The organism is Paracoccus haematequi (genome assembly GCF_900631945.1).
GTDB classification, from domain to species: Bacteria; Pseudomonadota; Alphaproteobacteria; order Rhodobacterales; family Rhodobacteraceae; genus Paracoccus; species Paracoccus haematequi_A.
This window is the reverse complement of record NZ_UZWE01000067.1, coordinates 1-19447: the sequence shown is the minus strand read 5'-3', so window position 1 is coordinate 19447 and position 19447 is coordinate 1. Positions and strand designations below refer to the sequence as shown.

General features: G+C 64.9%; 16 protein-coding genes. 12 read left to right on the top strand and 4 right to left on the bottom strand.

Translation table 11 applies throughout. The annotated features are described in order from the left end of the window. Position 1 precedes the first annotated feature (1 nt). Genes PARHAE_RS19225 through PARHAE_RS19190 form a run of 8 tightly spaced genes read left to right on the top strand, consistent with a single transcriptional unit; the run spans position 2 to position 8898 of the window. Positions 2–1141, top strand: a complete 1140-nt coding sequence (locus tag PARHAE_RS19225; RefSeq protein WP_126156127.1) for an NAD(P)/FAD-dependent oxidoreductase — start codon at positions 2–4, stop codon at positions 1139–1141. After that, positions 1122–1418 (top strand): (2Fe-2S)-binding protein, encoded by a 297-nt coding sequence (locus PARHAE_RS19220; RefSeq protein ID WP_101754670.1) that lies wholly within the window; start codon positions 1122–1124, stop codon positions 1416–1418. The genes PARHAE_RS19225 and PARHAE_RS19220 overlap by 20 nt, the downstream gene beginning before the upstream one ends. Continuing rightward, entirely contained in the window at positions 1415–2800 is a 1386-nt protein-coding gene (locus PARHAE_RS19215; protein ID WP_101754671.1) for an FAD/NAD(P)-dependent oxidoreductase, read from the top strand. The genes PARHAE_RS19220 and PARHAE_RS19215 overlap by 4 nt, the downstream gene beginning before the upstream one ends. Then, positions 2797–3918: an NAD(P)/FAD-dependent oxidoreductase gene (locus tag PARHAE_RS19210; RefSeq protein WP_101754672.1), complete on the top strand. Its 1122-nt coding sequence runs from the start codon at positions 2797–2799 to the stop codon at positions 3916–3918. The genes PARHAE_RS19215 and PARHAE_RS19210 overlap by 4 nt, the downstream gene beginning before the upstream one ends. After that, positions 3915–4853 (top strand): ABC transporter permease, encoded by a 939-nt coding sequence (locus tag PARHAE_RS19205; RefSeq protein ID WP_101754673.1) that lies wholly within the window; start codon positions 3915–3917, stop codon positions 4851–4853. Before PARHAE_RS19210 ends, PARHAE_RS19205 begins: the two co-directional genes overlap by 4 nt. Continuing rightward, positions 4853–5716: an ABC transporter permease gene (locus PARHAE_RS19200; RefSeq protein WP_101754674.1), complete on the top strand. Its 864-nt coding sequence runs from the start codon at positions 4853–4855 to the stop codon at positions 5714–5716. Before PARHAE_RS19205 ends, PARHAE_RS19200 begins: the two co-directional genes overlap by 1 nt. Positions 5717–5730: 14 nt before the next feature. Continuing rightward, positions 5731–7548, top strand: a complete 1818-nt coding sequence (locus PARHAE_RS19195) for an ABC transporter ATP-binding protein (protein ID WP_126156126.1) — start codon at positions 5731–5733, stop codon at positions 7546–7548. Next, a complete protein-coding gene (locus PARHAE_RS19190) occupies positions 7549–8898 on the top strand; it encodes an MmgE/PrpD family protein (RefSeq protein WP_206437030.1) in 1350 nt (449 codons plus the stop codon). It abuts the gene before it with no gap. On the opposite strand, the gene PARHAE_RS19185 is transcribed toward PARHAE_RS19190, so the two are convergent. From PARHAE_RS19185 to PARHAE_RS19170, 4 genes are all read right to left on the bottom strand, one after another. Then, positions 8877–9953 carry an NAD/NADP-dependent octopine/nopaline dehydrogenase family protein gene (locus tag PARHAE_RS19185; protein ID WP_126156125.1) on the bottom strand — a complete coding sequence of 359 codons (1077 nt, stop codon included), beginning with the start codon at positions 9951–9953 and terminating at the stop codon, positions 8877–8879. The two genes, PARHAE_RS19190 and PARHAE_RS19185, sit on opposite strands and share 22 nt — an antisense overlap. A gap of 358 nt (positions 9954–10311) precedes the next feature. After that, positions 10312–13596: an error-prone DNA polymerase gene (locus PARHAE_RS19180; RefSeq protein WP_126156124.1), complete on the bottom strand. Its 3285-nt coding sequence runs from the start codon at positions 13594–13596 to the stop codon at positions 10312–10314. Then, positions 13593–15116 (bottom strand): Y-family DNA polymerase, encoded by a 1524-nt coding sequence (locus PARHAE_RS19175; protein WP_126156123.1) that lies wholly within the window; start codon positions 15114–15116, stop codon positions 13593–13595. The genes PARHAE_RS19180 and PARHAE_RS19175 overlap by 4 nt, the downstream gene beginning before the upstream one ends. After that, on the bottom strand, positions 15031–15792 hold the full coding sequence (locus PARHAE_RS19170; RefSeq protein WP_126156122.1) for an ImuA family protein: 762 nt from the start codon (positions 15790–15792) through the stop codon (positions 15031–15033). The genes PARHAE_RS19175 and PARHAE_RS19170 overlap by 86 nt, the downstream gene beginning before the upstream one ends. Positions 15793–15899: 107 nt before the next feature. On the opposite strand from PARHAE_RS19170, the gene PARHAE_RS19165 reads away from it, so the two are divergent. The 4 genes from PARHAE_RS19165 to PARHAE_RS19150 all read left to right on the top strand — a co-directional run bounded on the left by PARHAE_RS19165 (position 15900) and on the right by PARHAE_RS19150 (position 19389). Next, positions 15900–16649: an SOS response-associated peptidase gene (locus PARHAE_RS19165; protein WP_241232895.1), complete on the top strand. Its 750-nt coding sequence runs from the start codon at positions 15900–15902 to the stop codon at positions 16647–16649. Between the two features lie 16 nt (positions 16650–16665). After that, positions 16666–17442 (top strand): exodeoxyribonuclease III, encoded by a 777-nt coding sequence (gene xth / locus PARHAE_RS19160; protein ID WP_126156121.1) that lies wholly within the window; start codon positions 16666–16668, stop codon positions 17440–17442. A 400-nt stretch (positions 17443–17842) separates the two neighbouring features. Then, a complete protein-coding gene (locus tag PARHAE_RS19155) occupies positions 17843–18214 on the top strand; it encodes a plasmid mobilization protein (protein ID WP_164555317.1) in 372 nt (123 codons plus the stop codon). Further along, positions 18211–19389 carry a hypothetical protein gene (locus PARHAE_RS19150; RefSeq protein WP_126156119.1) on the top strand — a complete coding sequence of 393 codons (1179 nt, stop codon included), beginning with the start codon at positions 18211–18213 and terminating at the stop codon, positions 19387–19389. The genes PARHAE_RS19155 and PARHAE_RS19150 overlap by 4 nt, the downstream gene beginning before the upstream one ends. Positions 19390–19447 lie beyond the last annotated feature (58 nt).

Genomic DNA, 19447 nt, shown 5'->3' with positions numbered 1-19447 from the left:
CATGGCGGAATTCGATGCGATCGTGATCGGAGCGGGCACCGTCGGTGCCGCCATCGGTTATGGCCTTGGGCTGCGGGGGCTGCGTGTTCTCGTGCTGGACGGCGCGGATACGGATTTCAGGGCGGCACGGGCGAATTTCGGTCTGATCTGGGGGCAGGGCAAGGGCAAGGGAATGCCCGCCTATCAGGATCTGACCAAGCGCAGCACCGATATCTGGCCCGAATTCCTTCAGGAACTGCGCGAGAACGCCGAGGGCACGCAGATCGATTATGAACGCAAGGGCGGGCTTGCCTTCTGCATGGGTGATGACGGCTTCGCGCAGCGCAAGGCCCTGATCGATCGATTGCATGATGAACATCTGTCACTGAACCCCGAGGCCGGCGATCCGGATGTCGAGATGCTGAGCCGCGACGAAGTCCAGAAACTTTTACCGGATCTGCGGCTTGGCAACCGCGTCAGCGGGGCCAGCTTCGGCAAGCGGGACGGGCATGTGAACCCGCTTCAACTGCTTTCCGCCCTGCACAAGGCGATCGTGCGCCAGGGTGGCGACGTCAGAGGAAATAGCGAAGTTCGCGAAATCCGTCCAGAAGCCGGGGGTTACGCAGTCCGGATCGGGACGAGGGAATGGCGGGCAGGGCGCGTCGTGATCGCCGCAGGGATCGCAAGCGGTCGGCTGGGCCGTCAGGTCGGGCTGGATGTGCCCATCCGCGCTCAACGCGGCCAGGTTTTGGTCACGCAACGACTTGCGCCTGTTCTTCCCCTTCCGTGCAGCGGCCTGAGGCAGACGGCCGAGGGCACGATCATGATCGGTGCGACGAAAGAGGAAGTCGGCACGGACGTGTCTTCGACCACGCGGGCCTCGGCTTGGCTGTCCCGCAAGACCGTCGAGATTGCCCCGGCTCTGGCCAAGGTGCAGTTGGTGCGGCATTGGTCGGGCCTTCGGATCATGACCCCGGATGGCCATCCCGTTTATGCGCAATCGCCCGATCATCCCGGCATCTTCATCGCCAGCTGCCATTCGGGCGTTACCCTGGCCGCGGTTCACGCGAAGGAACTGGCCGACCATGTCGCATCGGGCACACTTCCCGAAACCTACGAACCTTTCCACCATAGGCGCTTTAATGTTCAGACAGCTTGCTGATCCCGGTGATCCTTCTTTCCATGTCCATATCGACGGCGTCGAGACCGTGGCCCGTCCCGGCGACACGGTAGCTGCAATCCTGCTTCGCACGACGCCGCATATCGCCCGGCACACGCCGGTCAAGGAAACGCCACGTGCGCCGTTTTGCCTGATGGGCGTTTGTTTCGATTGCCTTGCGACGGTGGATGACGAAACGTCGGTGCAGACCTGTCTGGTCGAGGCGCGCCCCGGAATGCGGATCGAGCGTGCCAAAGGCAAGCTAAGGATCGCGCCATGACGGCCCAACACGACATCCTGATCGTCGGCGCGGGACCGGCAGGCATGGCGGCTGCAGTGCAGATGGCCGAACTGGGGCTGGCCCCCTTGGTCATCGACGAACAGACGACGCCCGGAGGTCAGATTTGGCGGGCCGGCGAAGGCGCGCGATCGGACGCGGTGCGGCAGGCTCTGGGTCCGGACTATGCGCAGGGCGCGGACAGGATCGCGCGGTTCCGCGCGTCCGGTGTCGATTACATGCCCGGCACACGCCTGTGGCACCTAGAGCCGGGCTTTCAGGTCTTCATGTCGCAGGGCAACGCCGCCTTCTCGCGCAGGTATCGCGCCGTCCTGCTGGCGACCGGGGCGCAAGAACGGCCGGTTCCGATCCCCGGTTGGACGCTGCCCGGCGTGATGACGGTCGGCGCCGCACAGATCCTGCTGAAAACCTCGGCCCAGATCCCGGATGAGCCTGTCTGGATCGCCGGTTCCGGGCCGCTGCCGCTGCTTTACATGCGGCAGTTGCTGGCCTTGGGCGGCAAGATTGCAGGTTATCTGGACACGACGCCACGCGGGCAGGTGGGCAGGGTTGCCCCCCATGCGATGGCTGCCTTTCGCGGGCGAGGCGACCTCATCAAGGGGTTGAAGTGGATGCGGCAATTGCGGGCGGCAGGCTTCCCGTGGTTGCGCGGGGTCCGCGATCTTCGGGCGATCGGGCAGGATCGGGTCGAAACCGTATCCTATACCACGTCCGACGGAAAATCCCACAGGAAGCCGGCATCGCTGCTGCTTCTGCACGAAGGAGTCGTGCCGTCGATCCATGCCACGCTGGCGATGAATTGCGATCATGACTGGTCCGAGGGCCAAGGCTGCTTCATCCCGCGAACCGATGACATGGGCATGACCAGCGTGGATGGCCTCTATCTGGCCGGGGACGGTGCCGGTATCGTCGGGGCGCTTGCCGCCGAGGCGCGAGGGCGGATTGCCGCCTTGGGCATTGCGCAGCGCCTGGGCGTGGGATCGCTGGATCAGCGGCTTCGCGAGACACGCGCGACCTTGGCGCAAAAGATGGCATCACGCCCGGTGATCGACGCGCTTTACCCGCCGCCCGATGCGGATATCCCTGATGAGACAGTCATTTGCCGGTGCGAGGAACTGACGGCCGGTGAAATTCGCGCCGCCGCCAAGCTGCACCGCGGCGGCCCGAACCAGGTCAAGGCCTATACCCGATGCGGAATGGGTCCATGCCAAGGTCGCCAATGCGGCTACAGCGTGAACCGGATCCTGTCCGAGGAATACAATCAAAGCCGCGCGGAAACCGGCTTCTTCCGAATCCGTCCGCCGTTGAAGCCTGTGACGCTGGGAGAACTCGCTGCCCTTGAAGAGGGGCGCGAGGCACCATGAGCAGCCCTGACGTCATCGTCATCGGCGGCGGCCTGCACGGTCTGTCCGCAGCCTTGCATCTTGCCAGAGGCGGGGCCGATGTCACCGTTCTGGAAGGCGAGTTCGTTGGACGCCACGCCTCTGGCGCATCCGCGGCCGGTGTGCGCACCCTGGGGCGAAACCCGCTTGAAATGCCGCTTTCGACAATCGCGATGGACATGTGGCACCGGATCGCCGACTTGGTGGACGACGACTGCGGGTTTCATGCCCATGGCCAGCTCAGGGTTGCTGAAACCGATGACCAGATGGGTGCCGAGAGGCAGCGCATTTCGCGCCTGAGAGATAACGGATATTCCAATGAGGCGCTCATCGGCCAGGATCAGTTGCGCCGACTGGTTCCGGGCATCAATCCCAAATTCATCGGTGCCGCCTATGCAGCGGATGACGGTGCGGCGGATCCTCATCGCACTCTGGTCGCATTCCGCGCAGCGGCCCGGCGTGCCGGCGTGACCATCGTGGAAGGGGCGCCGGTCCAGGGACTGAATCGCACGGGCGGCGGTTGGACGGTCCGGACGCAAGCCGGCACGTTCGTTGCGTCAAAGGCCGTCAATGCCGCAGGCGCCTGGGGTTCCCGCGTTGCTGCGATGGCGGGCGAGACGATCCCCCTGTTGGCCAAGGCCTCGATGATGATGGTGACGGAACGGCTGACCCAGACGATCCGCCCGGTCGTCAGCATCATCGGCCGGTCGCTGTCATTCAAGCAATCCTCGCAGGGCACCCTTGTTCTGGGCGGGGGAATACAGGGGCGATATGATCTGGATAGCGGGCGCACCGCCATGGATTTCCACGCCTTGGCCAGAGGAGCCGCGGCCGCAGAAGAATTGATGCCTTCGGTCGCCGGAGCCCGGATCACCCGCTGTTGGTCGGGGATCGAGGGCAAGACGCAGGATCTTCTGCCCGTCATCTGTCCGGGCAAGACCGAAGGTCTTTTTCATATCTTCGGATTCTCGGGTCACGGTTTCCAGCTCGTGCCGGCCGCAGGGGCGGCGATGGCCGAGATGGTGACGACAGGTGTCGTGCCCGAGGTTCTGCGTCCATTCGATGCAGATCGACTGACAATCAAAGGAGCCGTGGCATGACCCAATACGTGATCCGACGCGCCCTGCTGGCGATTCCGACCTTGCTGCTGATGCTGACCGTCGTCTTCGTGCTGGTCCGGCTGGTGCCGGGGGACGCCGCCATCGCGATCCTGGGCGATCAGGCCAGCGCCGAATCCCTGGCCGCGATGCGGGCGCAGCTTGGACTGGATCAACCGATCCACATCCAATATGTCGATTTCCTGGCCAAGGCGATCACCGGCGATTTCGGACACTCGCTATCGACGGGGCGCAGCGTCCTGCAAGAAGTGGCGATCGTCCTGCCCTATACCCTGGAGCTGACGGCAGCGGCACTTGTGATCGGCGCGCTGTTCGGCATCCCCTTGGGAACCTATGCCGCTCTGCATCGGAACCTGTGGCCGGACTATTTCAGCAGGGTTCTGTCGCTTGTCGGGCTATCCTTCCCGGCTTTCGTCTCGGGCATCCTGCTGCTTCTGGCCTTTGCCGTCCATCTGCGCTGGTTCCCCGTCATCAGCAGCGGTGGCAGCGGGGCAGGGGATCACATTCGCAACCTCGCGCTGCCCGCCTTGAACCTGGGCCTTATCATGACGGCCTATATCACGCGGGTCACGCGATCTTCCATGCTGGGCGTGCTGAACGAGGATTACATCCGCACGGCCCGCGCCAAGGGCGTGCGCCCCGGCCCGCTGATCCGGCGCCATGCGCTGCGCAACGCGCTGATCCCGGTGGTGACCGTCGTCGGCCTCTATTTCGGAACGCTGATCGGAAACTCTGTCCTGACCGAGATCGTCTTTTCGCGGCCGGGGCTAGGCCGATTGATCCTGGGGGCGCTGAATGCCCGCGATTACACCTTGCTGCAGGGTCTGATGGTCGTCTTCGCGACCTTCGTGATCCTTGTGAACATGCTGACTGACATTGCCTACGGGCTGGTCGACCCGAGGGTGAAATACAACTGATGTCCATCACATCCGATATTCCCGTCCGCCAGAACGCCCTGTGGCTGGCGTTTCGCCGCAACCGTCTGTCCTGGGTCGGGCTGGCCCTGTTGGCCGTGATCGTCTGCGCGGCAGTGTTCGCCCCGCTTCTGGCCCCCTACGATCCGCTGGAACAGCATATCGTCAACCGTCTGCAACCGCCTTCCGCCGAATTCTGGCTGGGCACCGACACCTATGGGCGGGATGTGCTGTCGCGGTTGATCTATGGCGCACGGGTGTCGCTGGTCGTGGGCTTCGTCGCGATCCTGATCGCGATGGTGGTAGGATCGGCCATCGGCATTCTGTCGGGCTTTATCGGTGGCGTCTTCGACCGTGTGGTGATGAGCTTCCTCGATGTCATGCTGTCCTTTCCGACCCTTCTTCTGGGTCTGATGATCGCCGCGATGCTGGGCGCCAGTTTCGAGAACCTCGTGATCGCCATCGCCATCACCGAGATTGCGCCCTTCGCACGGGTCGCCCGCGCGCCGACAATCGCCCTGAAGCAGCGTGACTTCATCGAAGCGGGCCGGGCGATGGGATATTCCAATCCACGGCTCATGGGTCTTCACATTTTCCCCAACATGGTTTCCGAAGTCGTCGTGATGGGATCGATGTGGATGGCCAGCGCCATCCGGACCGAGGCTTCGCTCAGCTTCATCGGGCTTGGCGTGCCGCCGCCCACGCCGACCTGGGGCAGCATGATCCGCGAGGGATTCGAGAACATCCTGGATTCCTGGTGGCTTGTCCTCTTTCCCAGTCTTGCGATCCTGTTGACGGTTTTGGCCCTCAACATCCTCGGCGACGCCTTGCGCGATGCGATCGATCCGAAAACCCGCGCGGAATGAGTGGGATACCTGCGATGAACACTGAAACCTCTCCGATCCTTGATGTGCAGAACCTGCGGACCGAGTTCCGCAGCGGCGATGGATGGCAGGCTGCCGTCCACGATCTATCGATGCAGATACATGCGAATGAAACGCTGGCCGTCGTCGGGGAATCCGGGTCGGGAAAATCGGTGACGGCCTTGTCGATCCTGCGGCTTCTGCCACCGGGCGCCCGGATCGCGCAGGGCAATATCCGGTTCGACGGCAGGGATCTGACCAAACTGGACGAGAACGCGATGGCCGATATTCGCGGCAACAGGATCGCGATGATCTTCCAGGAACCGATGACCTCGCTCAACCCGACCATGAAGGTGGGCGATCAGATCGCGGAATCGCTCTCAATCCACCGGTCCATGGGTGGCCGCGCCGCGCGGGCGGAGGCCTTGGCCCTGTTGGACCGGGTTCGAATCCCCTCGGCCAAGCGACGGATGGACGAATTTCCGCACCAGTTCTCGGGCGGGATGCGCCAGCGTGTGATGATCGCCATCGCGCTTGCCTGCCGGCCCAAGCTTCTGATTGCGGACGAACCGACGACGGCGCTGGATGTGACAATCCAAGCCCAGATCCTGCAACTCATCAAGGAACTGCAGGACGAGGAGAAGATGGGCGTCCTGTTCATCACGCATGACATGGGCGTGGTCGCCGAAATCGCCGACCGCGCATTGGTGATGCGGCGCGGCGACGTGGTCGAAACCGGCGATTGCCGCGATATCTTCGCCAGACCGCAGCATCCCTATACCCGCACGCTGCTGTTCGCGGTGCCAAGACTGGGCGCGATGGGCGGGTCGGATCGCCCGACGCCGTTTCCCGAAATGGACGAAAGCGGCAAGGCGATCACGCCGCCGATACCCGAGATCGAAACCGTGCGACGCGACGAAGAACCGCTGTTGCAGGTCCAGAACCTGACCACAAGATTTGACATCAGAGGTGGCATCTTTCGAGGTATTCGTGGGCGCGTCCATGCGGTCGAGAATGTCTCGTTCGATCTGCGCGCAGGCGAGACACTGGCTTTGGTCGGTGAAAGCGGCTGTGGAAAATCGACGACCGGGCGGTCCATTCTACATCTTGAAAAACCCAGTTCGGGCGATGTCTTGATCGCCGGGCAGTCGCTGTCGTCGCTGACCAAGGCCCAATTGCAGGCCGAGCGGTGCCGGATGCAGATGATCTTCCAGGATCCTTTTGCCAGCTTGGATCCACGCCAGACGATCGGCGCCGCGATTGCCGAACCGCTGCTTGTGCATGGTCTGGCGGATCGGCAAACCGCGCGGAATCGGGTTGCCGCATTGCTCGAGCAAGTCGGCCTGCCGGCATCGGTGGCGGGGCGCTATCCCCATGAATTCTCGGGTGGTCAGCGCCAGCGCATCTGCATCGCCCGCGCCTTGGGGATGGAACCGCGTCTGATCGTGGCGGATGAATCCGTCTCGGCGCTGGACGTGTCGATCAAGGCGCAGATCGTGAATCTGATGCTGGATCTGCAAGCGAGATTGGGTCTGGCCTATCTTTTCATCAGTCACGACATGGCGGTCGTAGAAAGGATCAGTCACCGGGTGGCGGTGATGTATCTGGGCGAGATTGTCGAGATAGGGCCGCGCGCACAGGTCTTCGGCAATCCGCAGCACCCGTATACGCGCAAGCTGCTGTCGGCGGTGCCGGTCCCCGACCCCTTGCGCCGCAGAATTCGCGAACCGCTGTCCAACGATGAAGTCCCGAGTCCGGTCAGGGCTGCGGATTACGTGCCCCCGCAGCGACGATATCGTCAGGCCGGGACCGATCATCTGGTCATGGAGCATTAGTTGAGACGATCGGCGCTGGCCTCCATCGCATCCTATATCGTCGAGACGCGGGGCAGCGTCATCAGCGGACAGACCCGTGATGCCGCTCTGCGCTGCCTCTTCGACCTGATCGTGGCCGCCGCGGCGGGACACGAGGATCGCGGCCCGCTGGCCGTCCGCCGCGCGGTCGGGCTGATGGGACAGGGAGAGGTGCCGGTCTGGTTCTCGGGCGTTGCCAGTTCACCACTGGGCGCGGCATGGGCGAACAGTGCGGCCGCATCGGCGCAGGATCTGGACGATGGCCACAGGTTGGCGCGCGGCCATCCGGGTGCGGTGGTCATCCCGACCGTGATCCCGATCGGGCAGGCGCAAAAGGCGTCTTGGGAACAGATGTTGACCGCCATCGTGATCGGATACGAAGTCGGTATCACCATCGCCGCCGCAAGGCGAAGCTACGGGAATACCGGGACATGGGGCGCCTATGCCGCCGTCGCGGCGGCGGGGGCGTTGTGCGGCACGTCCGCAGCCGTTCTGGAACATGCGCTGGCGATCGCCGGAGAGACCGCGCCGAACCAGCTTTTTGCAAGTGCGCCGCCGCCACGCGATCCCAGCCCCGAGGGCAGCGATGTCAAGGAGGGTATTCCATGGTCGGTCGTGACCGGACTGACCGCCTTGCGGCTGGCCGAAGCCGGCCATACCGGCCCCAGAAACATTCTGGAAAGCGTCCGCCATTACGATCTGCCCGATCCGATCCGGTTCGGGGGCGATGCGCATATCAACCATGTCTATCACAAGCTTTACGCCTGCTGCCGTCACGTCCATGCGCCGCTCGATGCCCTGCTGGGACTGATCGCCGATCACGATCTGGCCGACGCCGACGCGATCACGGTCGAGACGACGAGTGGCGCGCTAAGGATTTCGAACCTTGCGCGGCCAAGCAACCTGACGGATGTGCAATACAGCATCCCTTATTGCCTTTCCCTCGCCATGGTGAGAGGGCAGGATGGGCTGATGCATCTGCGACAGGATGTGCTGAACGATCATGCTGTCGAAACGCTCGCGCAGCGCGTGTCTCTGGTTCTGAATCCGTCATTTGACGCCCGCTTCCCACAGGAGACGCTGGCGCGTGTCACGGTCAGAAGCCGAGGGCGGGATGTCGTATCGCCGATAACGGCGCCGCGCGGCGAGGCCAGCGATCCGCTGACCTGGTGCGACCTTCGGAAAAAGGCCAAGGTGGTCTCCGAGTCTCTCGGTGCGCCGCTGCTTGGCAAGGCCTTGGACGATCTGGCCGTCAACCTGTCCGCAAACAGGTTGACAGGATTGAGCGATCTCGTCGGCTGCAATCTGGATCAGATGGCGGTCCATCCCTGACTGACGGCCTTCCGCAGGGTCTCGATCGACACGAAAGCCTCTGCAATCTCGGGCAGGATCTGGTTCTCTGCCGCGAAATCCCGTCCGTAGAGAGACGAGAAGATCGTGATTCCCGCCCGGTGCAACGGCACATCGACTTGCGCCAGTTCGGCCAGCCGAACCGTCGTCAGCAAGCCATAGGGCACGTCTTCGGTCACATAGCGCGTGTCCAGCGAGGTCGGCCCGTTCACCCCCTTGCGCGTGGCGACGATCTGGCGCAGCATCTCGGCCAATGGCCCGATCTCGATCTTGCCGGGCACGGCATAGGCTTGGTGGATGCTGCGCGCTTGAACGCCGAAGGCTTCGGCGACCCTCAGTCGCTCGCGGTCCAGATCCTCTAGAAAACGCGCAACGGCAGGAGTTATATATGGCTGCTGTGCCCATTCTTCCCCCAGTTCCATCCGCGTTAGATTGAACATTGCGATTCCGTAATGCACCGACGGATTGAGATTGCCCAAATCGACGCCAATCATGTCTTCGACAAGCGAGAACCGGTCCCCGAACAGGTTGCGGCACAGCGACAGCGCTTCCTCGCCAGCGCTGTGTGGAATGACCGCCATTTCGACCTTCGGCCGAAGTAGCGAGATCGAAACCGATGTCGAGCTGGTCTGCCGACCCGTGGACGCAGTAGTATTCCAGGCCACGATGGGGCAATCGAGGCCGCGCGCTGACAGCAACTTCGACAGATAGAGGGCTGCGAAAGACAGATGCGCGCTGAGAATGATAGTCTGATCAGGGCGCAGGACCGGCGCGATACGATCCATCACGTCGCGGTAGCCAAAAGCGGGGATCGCGAAGATGAGGGCCTCGCCATCAGCGAGTTGCTGCGCGGACCTCAATACGTCGACGTCAAACACCCCCTCCAGCGCGTTGCTCGCTTTCAACAGTGCGCCTTCAGCCAGTTCGGTTCCTCGCTTTCCGCTAGGCGACCAGAGCATCGGGTTGTGGCCCCGATCGGCTAGGAAGGCTGCATAGCTATAGGCGATGCCACCGGCGCCAATGATTGATACCTGCATGAACGCCCCATCTCCAGTGAATTGCTTCGTGATCAGAGCAGAGTTTGCAGCATTGAACAAAGTCGAAATATCGTATTCGATATAACCAGAAGCTATGTGCGCCTCCCCGGAGTATGATCAGCGCAAGATCGCTATCGCTCCTGACAAAGGGCTGCATAGCGATCAGCTTTTACGCGTTCTGAATGTGAACCGCCGTTGGTCCACTTCCCGCCCTGCAAGTCGCTTATCATCGTTTGTCGCTGCGCCATGAACGAACGGCTGCTTCAGTCCGATGCTGCGAGCGCCATGCGGCGCTGCCATCAGGCAGCTTTCCGCCCTTAGCGGCTTCAGGTCGTTTTCCCCGGCGCGCGGCATCCCTTCACCGAAAATCCCGCCCCTTCACCTTGATGCTGTCCAGATGCAGGTCGCGGACATACATGTCACGGGGCCGCGGACCTTCAGGCACGATCCCGCGCGGATCCGGGGCTGGGCTGCCATGACGGAACTCGTCGCCACGCCCGTGGGGCAGGGGGAAGGCGGTGCCGCCTCGGCCGACGCCGGCTAGCTCGCGCGACAGGTCGGTCAGCTGATGGGCGACCAGATGCGCCACCTCGCCCTCGCGCTGAATGCGGCCCCGGACGGCGATCATCCCTGCGCCGAGAATGGTGCGGCGATGCGCCTCGAAGACCCTGGTCCAGATGACTAGGTTGGCGACGCCGGACTCGTCTTCCAGCGTGATGAACATCACCCCTTTGGCCGATCCGGGCCGCTGGCGGACCAGGACCAGGCCGGCCACGGAACACCAGGTCCGGTCGCGGCTGGCCATGGTATCGGCACAGGTGACGATACGGCGCTGCTTCAGTCTGTCGCGCAGGAATTCCACCGGATGCCGGCGCAGCGACAGCCCGGTATGGCCGTAATCCTCGACCACCTCGCGGCCGAGAGTCATCGGATGCAATGTGATCGCGGGTTCGGCTGCCTCGGGGTTGCTTTCGCACTCGCGGTCTGACGCCGCCGCGAACAGCGGCAGTTCCTCGGGGGCTAGTCCCTTGATGGCCCAAAGGGAGTCGCGGCGGGAGAAGCCGAGGCTCGGGCGGAAGCCGTCGGCCTCGGCGATCCGGGTCAGCGCCGCCAGCGGCGCGCGGACCCTGCGCCACAGATCCTCGACCGAGGCGAAGGGCTGATCGGCGCGGGCGGTGACGATGGCGGCACCGTGGGCATTGGCGAGTCCCTTGACCATGCGCAGCCCGAGACGGACGGCAAAGCGGCCTTCCTCGTCTTCCGGCCGGCCGGTCGGCTCCAGGGTGCAGTCCCAGCGGGAGGCGTTGATGCAGACGGGCCTGATCTCGACGCCATGGTCGCGGGCATCGCGGACGATCTGCGCCGGGGCATAGAAGCCCATCGGCTGGCTGTTCAGGAGCGCGGCGCAGAAGGCGTCCGGGTGCCAGCACTTCAGCCAGGCCGAGGCATAGGCGACCAGGGCGAAGGAGGCGGCGTGGCTTTCCGGAAAGCCATAGGAGCCGAAACCCTCCAACTGCCTGAAAGTGCGTTCGGCGAACTCCGCCTCATAGCCGCGCCCGACCATGCCGGACACCAGCTTGTCCTTGAAGGCCGAGACGCCGCCGGTGAACTTGAAGGTGGCCATGCTCTTGCGCAGCAGGTCGGCCTCGCCCGGCGTGAAGCCGGCGCATTCGATCGCCACGCGCATGGCCTGTTCCTGGAACAAGGGCACGCCGAGGGTTTTGCCCAGCACCTTTTCCAGCTCCGGCCTCGGATATTCGACCGGCTCCTTTCCTTCGCGTCGTCGCAGATAGGGGTGAACCATGTCGCCCTGGATCGGGCCGGGCCGGACGATGGCGACCTGCACCACCAGGTCGTAATAGGTGCGCGGCTTCAGCCGCGGCAGCATTGCCATCTGCGCCCGGCTCTCGATCTGGAAGGTGCCGATCGTGTCGGCCTTGCGAATCATCGCATAGGTGCGTGGATCTTCCGCCGGGATGGATGCCAGGTCATGGACGATGCTCTTGTGCTCGGCGATTAGCGCCAGCCCCTTGGCCATGCAGGTGAGCATGCCGAGCGCCAGCACATCCACCTTCATGAACCGCAGCGCGTCAATGTCGTCCTTGTCCCATTCGATGATCTGGCGGTCTTCCATGGCGGCCGGCTCGATCGGCACCAAGTCGTCGAGGCGGTCTTGCGTCAGCACGAAGCCGCCCGGGTGCTGCGACAGGTGCCGGGGGGCGCCCTGCAACTGCCGGGACAGGTCCAGCGTCAGCCGCAGCCGGCGATCCTCGGGATTGAGGTTCAGCGCGCGGATCTGCTCGTCGCTGACGCCCTCGTCGGACCATGCCCAGATCTGCCCGGAAATCGCCTGGATCAGATCCTCGGGCAGGCCCATCGCCTTGCCGACATCGCGTAGCGCGCCTTTCGAGCGATAGCGGATCACCGTAGCGGTCAGCGCGGCGCGGTCCCGGCCATAAGTCTCGTAAACCCACTGGATGACTTCCTCGCGGCGCTCGTGCTCGAAATCCACGTCGATGTCAGGCGGCTCACGGCGTTCCTCGCTGACGAAACGCTCGAACAGCAGGTCGTTGCGGCCGGGGTCGATGGCGGTGATGCCCAGCACATAGCAGACGGCAGAATTGGCGGCCGAGCCGCGCCCCTGGCAGAGGATGTCGCGGGATCGGGCGAAGCGGACGATGCTGTGGACCGTCAGGAAATAGGGCGCGTATTCCAGCTTTTCGATCAGGGCCAACTCATGCGTCAGGCTGGCCGTGACCTCCGGGGGCAGGCCTTCGGGGTAGCGGTCCGCCGCGCCCTCCCAGGTCAGCCGCGCCAGCGTCTGTTGCGAGGTCAGGCTGGGATCGTCTCGTTCCTCGGGGTATTGGTAGCAGAGTTCGTCCAGCGAGAAGCGGCAGCGGTCCATGATCTCGACAGTCCGCGCCAGGGCCTCGGGATAGCGCGCAAACAGCCGGTGCATTTCCTCGGGCGGCTTCAGGTAGCGGTCGGCGTGCCGTTCGCGGCGAAAGCCCAGGGCCTCGACGGTGACATTGTGGCGGATGGCCGTCACCACGTCCTGGAGGATACGGCGGGCAGGATCGTGATAAAGCACATCGTTGGTGACAACGGTCGGCACGCCCTGCTGGGCGGCGAGATTGGACAACTCGTGCAGCCGCAACTGGTCGTTCGGGCGGCGGCGCAGGGTCAGCGCCAGATAGGCGCGGTCGCCGAACAGGTCGCGCAGCCGCCGCAGGCGCAGCGCGCAGGTGTCGTCCGCCAGGTCCGGGACCAGAACGGCGATCAGGCCCTCGGCGTAATCGGCCAGATCGGACCACTCCAGACGGCACTTGCCCTTGCCGGCGCGGGATTTGCCCCGTGTCAGCAACCGGCACAGCCGGGCATAAGCCGCCCGGTCGGTCGGATAGACCAGCAGTGCGGTGCCGCAGGCCAGGTCCAGGCGGCAGCCGACCACCAGCCGGACGCCGGTGGCCTTGGCTGCCTCCCAAGCCCGGACGATCCCGGCCAGGGAATTGCGGTCGGTGACGGCAAGCGCCTCGATGCCCATCAGCGCCGCGGTGGCGAACAGCTCCTCGGCCGAGGATGCGCCGCGCAGGAACGAGAACTGCGATGTCACCTGCAATTCGGCATAGCGCGGCCCGGTCATCCGAAGACCCCGTGCAAAAACCAGCGGTGGCTGCCGGTCCCGAGGTTCTCGCCGTCGCCCGCCCGGAAGATCCAGAAGCGTTCGCCCCCGTCATCCTCGATGCGGAAATAGTCCCGCACGGCGATCAGCTCGGCGTCGCGCTTCCACCATTCGCCGAACACCCGCTCCGGCCCATCGGCGCGGCGGACCCGGCGGCGTATGCCGCGCCAGGCGATCCAGACCGGCGGATGGTCGGGCAAAAGCGCCATGGTCTCGATCGGCTCGGGCCGGGGCAGCAGGCGCGCAGGCCGCGGCCAGTGATCCGGCCAGCCGGCGCCGACCGGCTCGGCCAGGGGGGCGATGCGGGCAACAGAGCGTTCCGGCACGTCGCTTGGCACGGGGGCCAGGCGATAAACAGCACGGACGCCGACGCGGTTGGCCAGCACATCGATCAGGCCGGACAGATCGGCCGCCGGTTCCTCGATCAGGCGGCTGGCCGCCTGCCGGGCTGCCAGCGGCTCGGCGATGGTGGCGGTCAGCGACAGGATCTCGATGCCGAATCCCGGCGAGATGGTCTCGATCTTGTCGCACAAGAGCCGGGTCAGCCGCTTCGGGTCGCGCTGCGGTTGGGCGAGGCCGACGCGCACCGTCTGGATATTGCTGTCCACCCGCCAGCAGAGCAGGTCGAGCCGCCGCGCGCCAAGCTCGCGCTCTTCCAGGGCGGCGCAAAGTTGCACGGCCAGCTTGCCGATATAGCGGGCGATGGTCTCGGCGGCGGCAATGGGTTCGGCAAAGCTGCGGCGCACTTCGATCAGCCCGTTGGGGCGCAGCGGTTCGATCGGTTCGGACGCCTGGCCGAGGGCTTGGTCAAGCCTTCGGCAGAGTTCGGGGCCGAAGCGCCGGGCCAGCGGCGCGCGCGGCTGGCCGAGAAGATCGCCGATGCGGACGAAGCCCAGGGTTCGCAGTCCAGCCACGGTCGCGGGTGGCAGGCGCAGCGCGGCGAGGGGCAGGGGGGGCAACAGGCTTTCGCCTGTGCCTGGCTCACACAGAAAGACCGGGGCCGCACGATGCCGGGCCAGGGCATGGGCGGCCCCCCAGCTATCGGCGATTGCGGCGCGGGCGGTGACGCCGGACATCGCCAGCCGGCCGGTCAGCGCCTCCAGCATTGCCGCCTCGCCGCCATGCAGGTGGTCGGCGCCGGTCGAGTCGATGACGATCCCGTCCGGCGGATCGACGGCGACGATCGGCGAGAAGCGTTGCAGCACCCACAGCGCCAGCCGCTCAAGGCTGGCGGCATCCTCGGCCGGATCGGCAGGCGCGACCCGCAAGCCCGGCACCAGGGCCTGGGCCTTGCTGACCGGCATTCCGGCATGCAGCCCCAGCTGCTGAGCCACGGCACAGGCGGCGGTGACCAGGCGGCGATTGCCGACCCGGCCTGCCAGGATCAGCGGCGCCTCAGGCGAGGGCGCTGCGTCGCCCGCCTGCCGCCGCAGCCGGTCGGTCGGCCACAGCGGCAGGAAGACCGAGATGACCCGAGCCATCGCACGCCTCCAGTTCCAGATCGAAGCTTTCGCCCGCCCGCGCCCGGATCAGTTCCACAAGCCAGCGGGCGCGACTGAGGCCGGGGACGGGCAGGGCGGTCGAGGGAAGGACCGACACCCGCCAGCGGGTCATCGCCGCCGTGGGCTGCCCGAAATCCGCCGCATCCGCCTGCCGCCGCCAGCGGCGCAGGGCGATGCCGGTGGTGCCGGATGCCTTGCCGGCCAGGTGCAGCCGGCGCGACGCGGTCATCGACAGGCGCGCGACATCGGCGACCACGGCGCCAAGCCCGCCATGGCGGAGACCCTCCTCCATGCAGGCCAGGACGGACACATCGTCGCCCGCTTCGACATGGATCACACGGTCCGGCGCCAGTCCGGCTTGTTCCAACCCCGGCGCGAACAGGTCGGCTTGGGTCACGCACCACAGCACCTGGCCGGGCAGCCGCGCGGCGATCCCGGCCGCGAAGCAGGCCGCCGCCGCGCCATCGACCGCGCCATTGCCACCGCCCGCCACCTCGTGCAGGCAGCCAAGCGCCAGGCCGCCCTGCGGCAGCCGCCGGTCGAGCGCAGGCACGCCAAAGGGCAGCGCCCCGCGCGTGGGTCCGCCGTCGCCTTCCATCCGGGCGATCTGGTCGCGCAGGGCGGCAAGGGCGGGGTTGAAGGACCGGGCAGGCATGGGACGGCGAGGCTCCGGAGGAGGGCAAGAGACGAACAGATTTGTTCCCGTTTTGTTCCGTTCGCCTGGTCCTGTCAACAGGACGGCACGAAGAACCTGGGGATATCTTGTCCGCAGCCCGGCGTTATGCTGGCGTCCGAGGTGCCAAGCCCCATGCCAAGGAGGGTCGTCCCATCTGCAATCTTTACCACCTGACCACCAACCAGCAGGCGATCCGCGACCTCGCGCGGGTGATGCAGGACAGCCTCGGCAACCTGGAGCCGGACCTCGATGTCTATCCTGACCGGCAGGCGCCGGTGGTGCGCAACACGCCGGGCGGCCGGGAACTGGCCCGGCTGACCTGGGGCATGCCGACGCCGCCGCAATTCCTGAAGGCGAAGGGCGCGCCCGATGCCGGCGTCACCAATATCCGCAACGCGTCCAGTCCGCACTGGCGCCGCTGGCTCGCGGTCGAGAACCGCTGCCTGGTGCCGGCTTCCGCCTTCTCGGAATATGGGGTAAAGCCAGACCCGGCGACGAAACGCAAGCCGCTGCACTGGTTCGCCCTGGACGAGACCCGGCCGCTGTTCTTCTTCGCGGGCATCTGGACGCCGTGGACCGGCACAAGGGGTTCGATGAAGACGCCCCGGCACGGCGCGCATCAGCTCTTCGCCTTCCTGACCTGCGAGCCGAACGCTGTGGTGAAACCCATCCACCCCAAGGCCATGCCGGTGATTCTCACCACCGAGGTCGAGATCGAAATCTGGATGACGGCGGACTGGCCCGAGGCCCGCGCGCTGCAGCGTCCACTCGCCGATGATGCGCTGATGGTGCTGCCGCCTGACGCGCCCGACGAGCCGCAGGGCCGGTTGCTTTGACGGGGAGGGCAGGGCCCTGAAGATCGCCACCTACAACGTCAACGGCATCAACGGCCGCCTGGACGGGCTGCTCGCATGGCTGGCCGAGGCCCAGCCCGACATCGTCTGCCTGCAGGAGCTGAAGGCCGCGCAGGCCCGGTTTCCCGAAAAGCGCCTGGCGGAGGCCGGATATGCCGCCGTCTGGCACGGGCAAAGCCGCTGGAACGGCGTGGCCATCCTGTCGCGGATCGGCGAGCCGGTGCTGACCCGGCGAGGGCTGCCGAAGGATCCCGATCCGTCGCAAAGCCGCTATATCGAGGCGGCAGTCAACGGCCTGCTGGTCGGCTGCCTTTACGCCCCGAACGGCAACCCGGCGCCGGGGGCGAAGCTGGACTACAAGCTGGCCTGGCTGAAGCAGTTCACCGCCCATGCCCGGCAGCTTCTCAGCCTGGATATCCCGGTGATCCTGGCGGGCGACTTCAACATCATCCCGACCGAGCGCGATGTCTACAACCCCGACCGCTGGCGCGACGATGCGCTGTTCCTGCCGCAGGTCCGCAAGGCTTACCAGACGCTGCTGGGGCAGGGCTGGACCGATGCCATCGCCACCCTGCATCCCGATGCCGCCGTCTACACCTTCTGGGATTACCTGCGTCACGCATGGGAACGCGACGCCGGCCTCAGGCTGGATCATCTGCTGCTTTCCCCGCGCCTCGCCTCGACGCTGCAAGATGCCGGCGTGGATCGCGCGGTGCGGGGCAGGCCCAAGGCCAGCGACCACGCCCCGGCCTGGGCGATCCTCGAGGTGCCGTGATGCGGCGGCTGGACCTCTTCGGTGCCACCGCCGCCAGGCCCTGGCTGACCATTTCTGACCCTCATCCGCCGTCCGAGATTGCGACGGCTCTCTGCGTTCGAAGCCGCGAGTCGTTCGGTCGGAGCCGGTCTTTCGGCGATGACCACGGTGCCATCATGCGCCGGAATGTGAGGTATAGTCAGGCCACATACGAGGGCGCGATGGTTTTTCCGTCCCCACACTTTCCGAATGGAAACGTCCCTTACAGGCGATTCAGAGGATTTGATTCCCAGAAAGCAAGGCTCCTTTCCGTCCACACACCTACGCCTGAGGGCTGTGTGTGGACGGAAAGCTTGCGAGGGGGACACCCCCTTCGATCCCCCGATGCATGCAGCGCCTCTGTCATAGCACAGGAGCTAGCATGGCACGCCGAAAACATCCCGATCCACGTCGGGTCTTTCACATCCGTCTGTCCAACGCCGAATATGCCGACATCGAGCGCAAGGCGCAGGATGCCGGCGTGACCATGGCCGATCTGATGCGCACGGCGTGTCGGGAGGCGATCGTGGTCAGCCAAACCGACACCAAGGTAAATGCGGGCGAACTGCGGCGGCAGAACTATCTGCTGGCCGCAATCGGCAACAACCTGAACCAGCTCGCCCGGCATGTGAACACCCACAAGCAGGATGCCGACGGCCTGACGCTCGCCCTGCATCTTCGTCTGATCGCCCACGATATCCAAAAGGCCTTCTCGCTGGACGGCGAACTGATCGATGAAAGGGCGCGGTCATGATCATTACCTTCTCCAAGCACACCGGGGCCAAGGACGAAACCGGACTCTCGGCCATCAGGTATCTGACGGCAACGTCCTTCCCGAAAAAGCTTCCGGATGGTCGCAAGGTATTCGAAGACCGAAAGCCCGTGCCCCGGATCTTGCGCGGCAACCCGGACCTCGTCTCGCGGATGATCGCGAGCCTGCCCTTCAAGCATCGCTATAGTTCGGGCGTCCTCAGCTTCGCCCCGGAAGACATCGACCTCGAAAAGTTCGAAGGCCGGGATTCAGCCTTGGATGACATGCTCGACCGGCTGATGCGGGAGTTCGAGGATACGGTCTTTGCCGGCATCCCTCGGCACCAGCGTCCGCCCATCCTCTGGGCCAGTCACAGCCATGCCGGGCGTCTGGAACTCAACTTCCTGATCCCGCGCGGGGTATATTGCGCCCCTGTTGCCCGACAGAAAAAGCGCGGGAAGACCCGGCCATGCCGCGACGAACAGCCAAGTTCCCCGGCATTGGTCATCAAGAGCTTCAACCCGCACCCTCCTGGCGAGGCTTCGATTGAGTTGCTGGACGCGTTCCGCGACAAATGGAACGCCAGGTCCGGATGGGCCGATCCCCTCGATGCGTCTCGCCGCCGGGCGCTGAGGCTTCCGGACCACGTCCTGAAGCTTAATCGTAACGCCGAGCGCCTTGGCAAAGCTGCCAGGGATCCTGATCCCAGGGAACTGTTGCATGAAATCGCCGTGGGATGGATCCGGAATGAGGAGGTCTCCGATCGCAGCGAACTGATCAAGGCTCTGAAAAATCGCGGCTATGAAATCGCCCGCGAAGGCCATGACTACATCAGCCTCAAATCAAAAGGTCCTCACCAGCCCGGGTTTCCGGAGTTCAAGACTTCGACCCGAATGAAGGGCGGGCTCTGGAGCAGGCAGTTCGTCTCCCGGGATTACGCGATGGAGCTGATCGAAGCCTCCCCATACAAGGATGTCGGCGCACGTCTCGACGACATCGATCTTACGGACGTTTACGAACAACGACTCGAGCGGCGCAAGCAGTTCAATCGCAAGAAATACCCAGCTGTGGTTGAGCCGGACCCTGAACCCCTTTCCGACTGGCTTGATTTTTCGCCGACCAAACCTGTTGTGGATTGTAACCGCCCGGTTGCCACCGCCTGCCTGAGCGTGGGGTGATCGGCTAAGACACGTGCATAGCGACGTCGTTAACGACGTATCTTATGCGGGGCTTTCG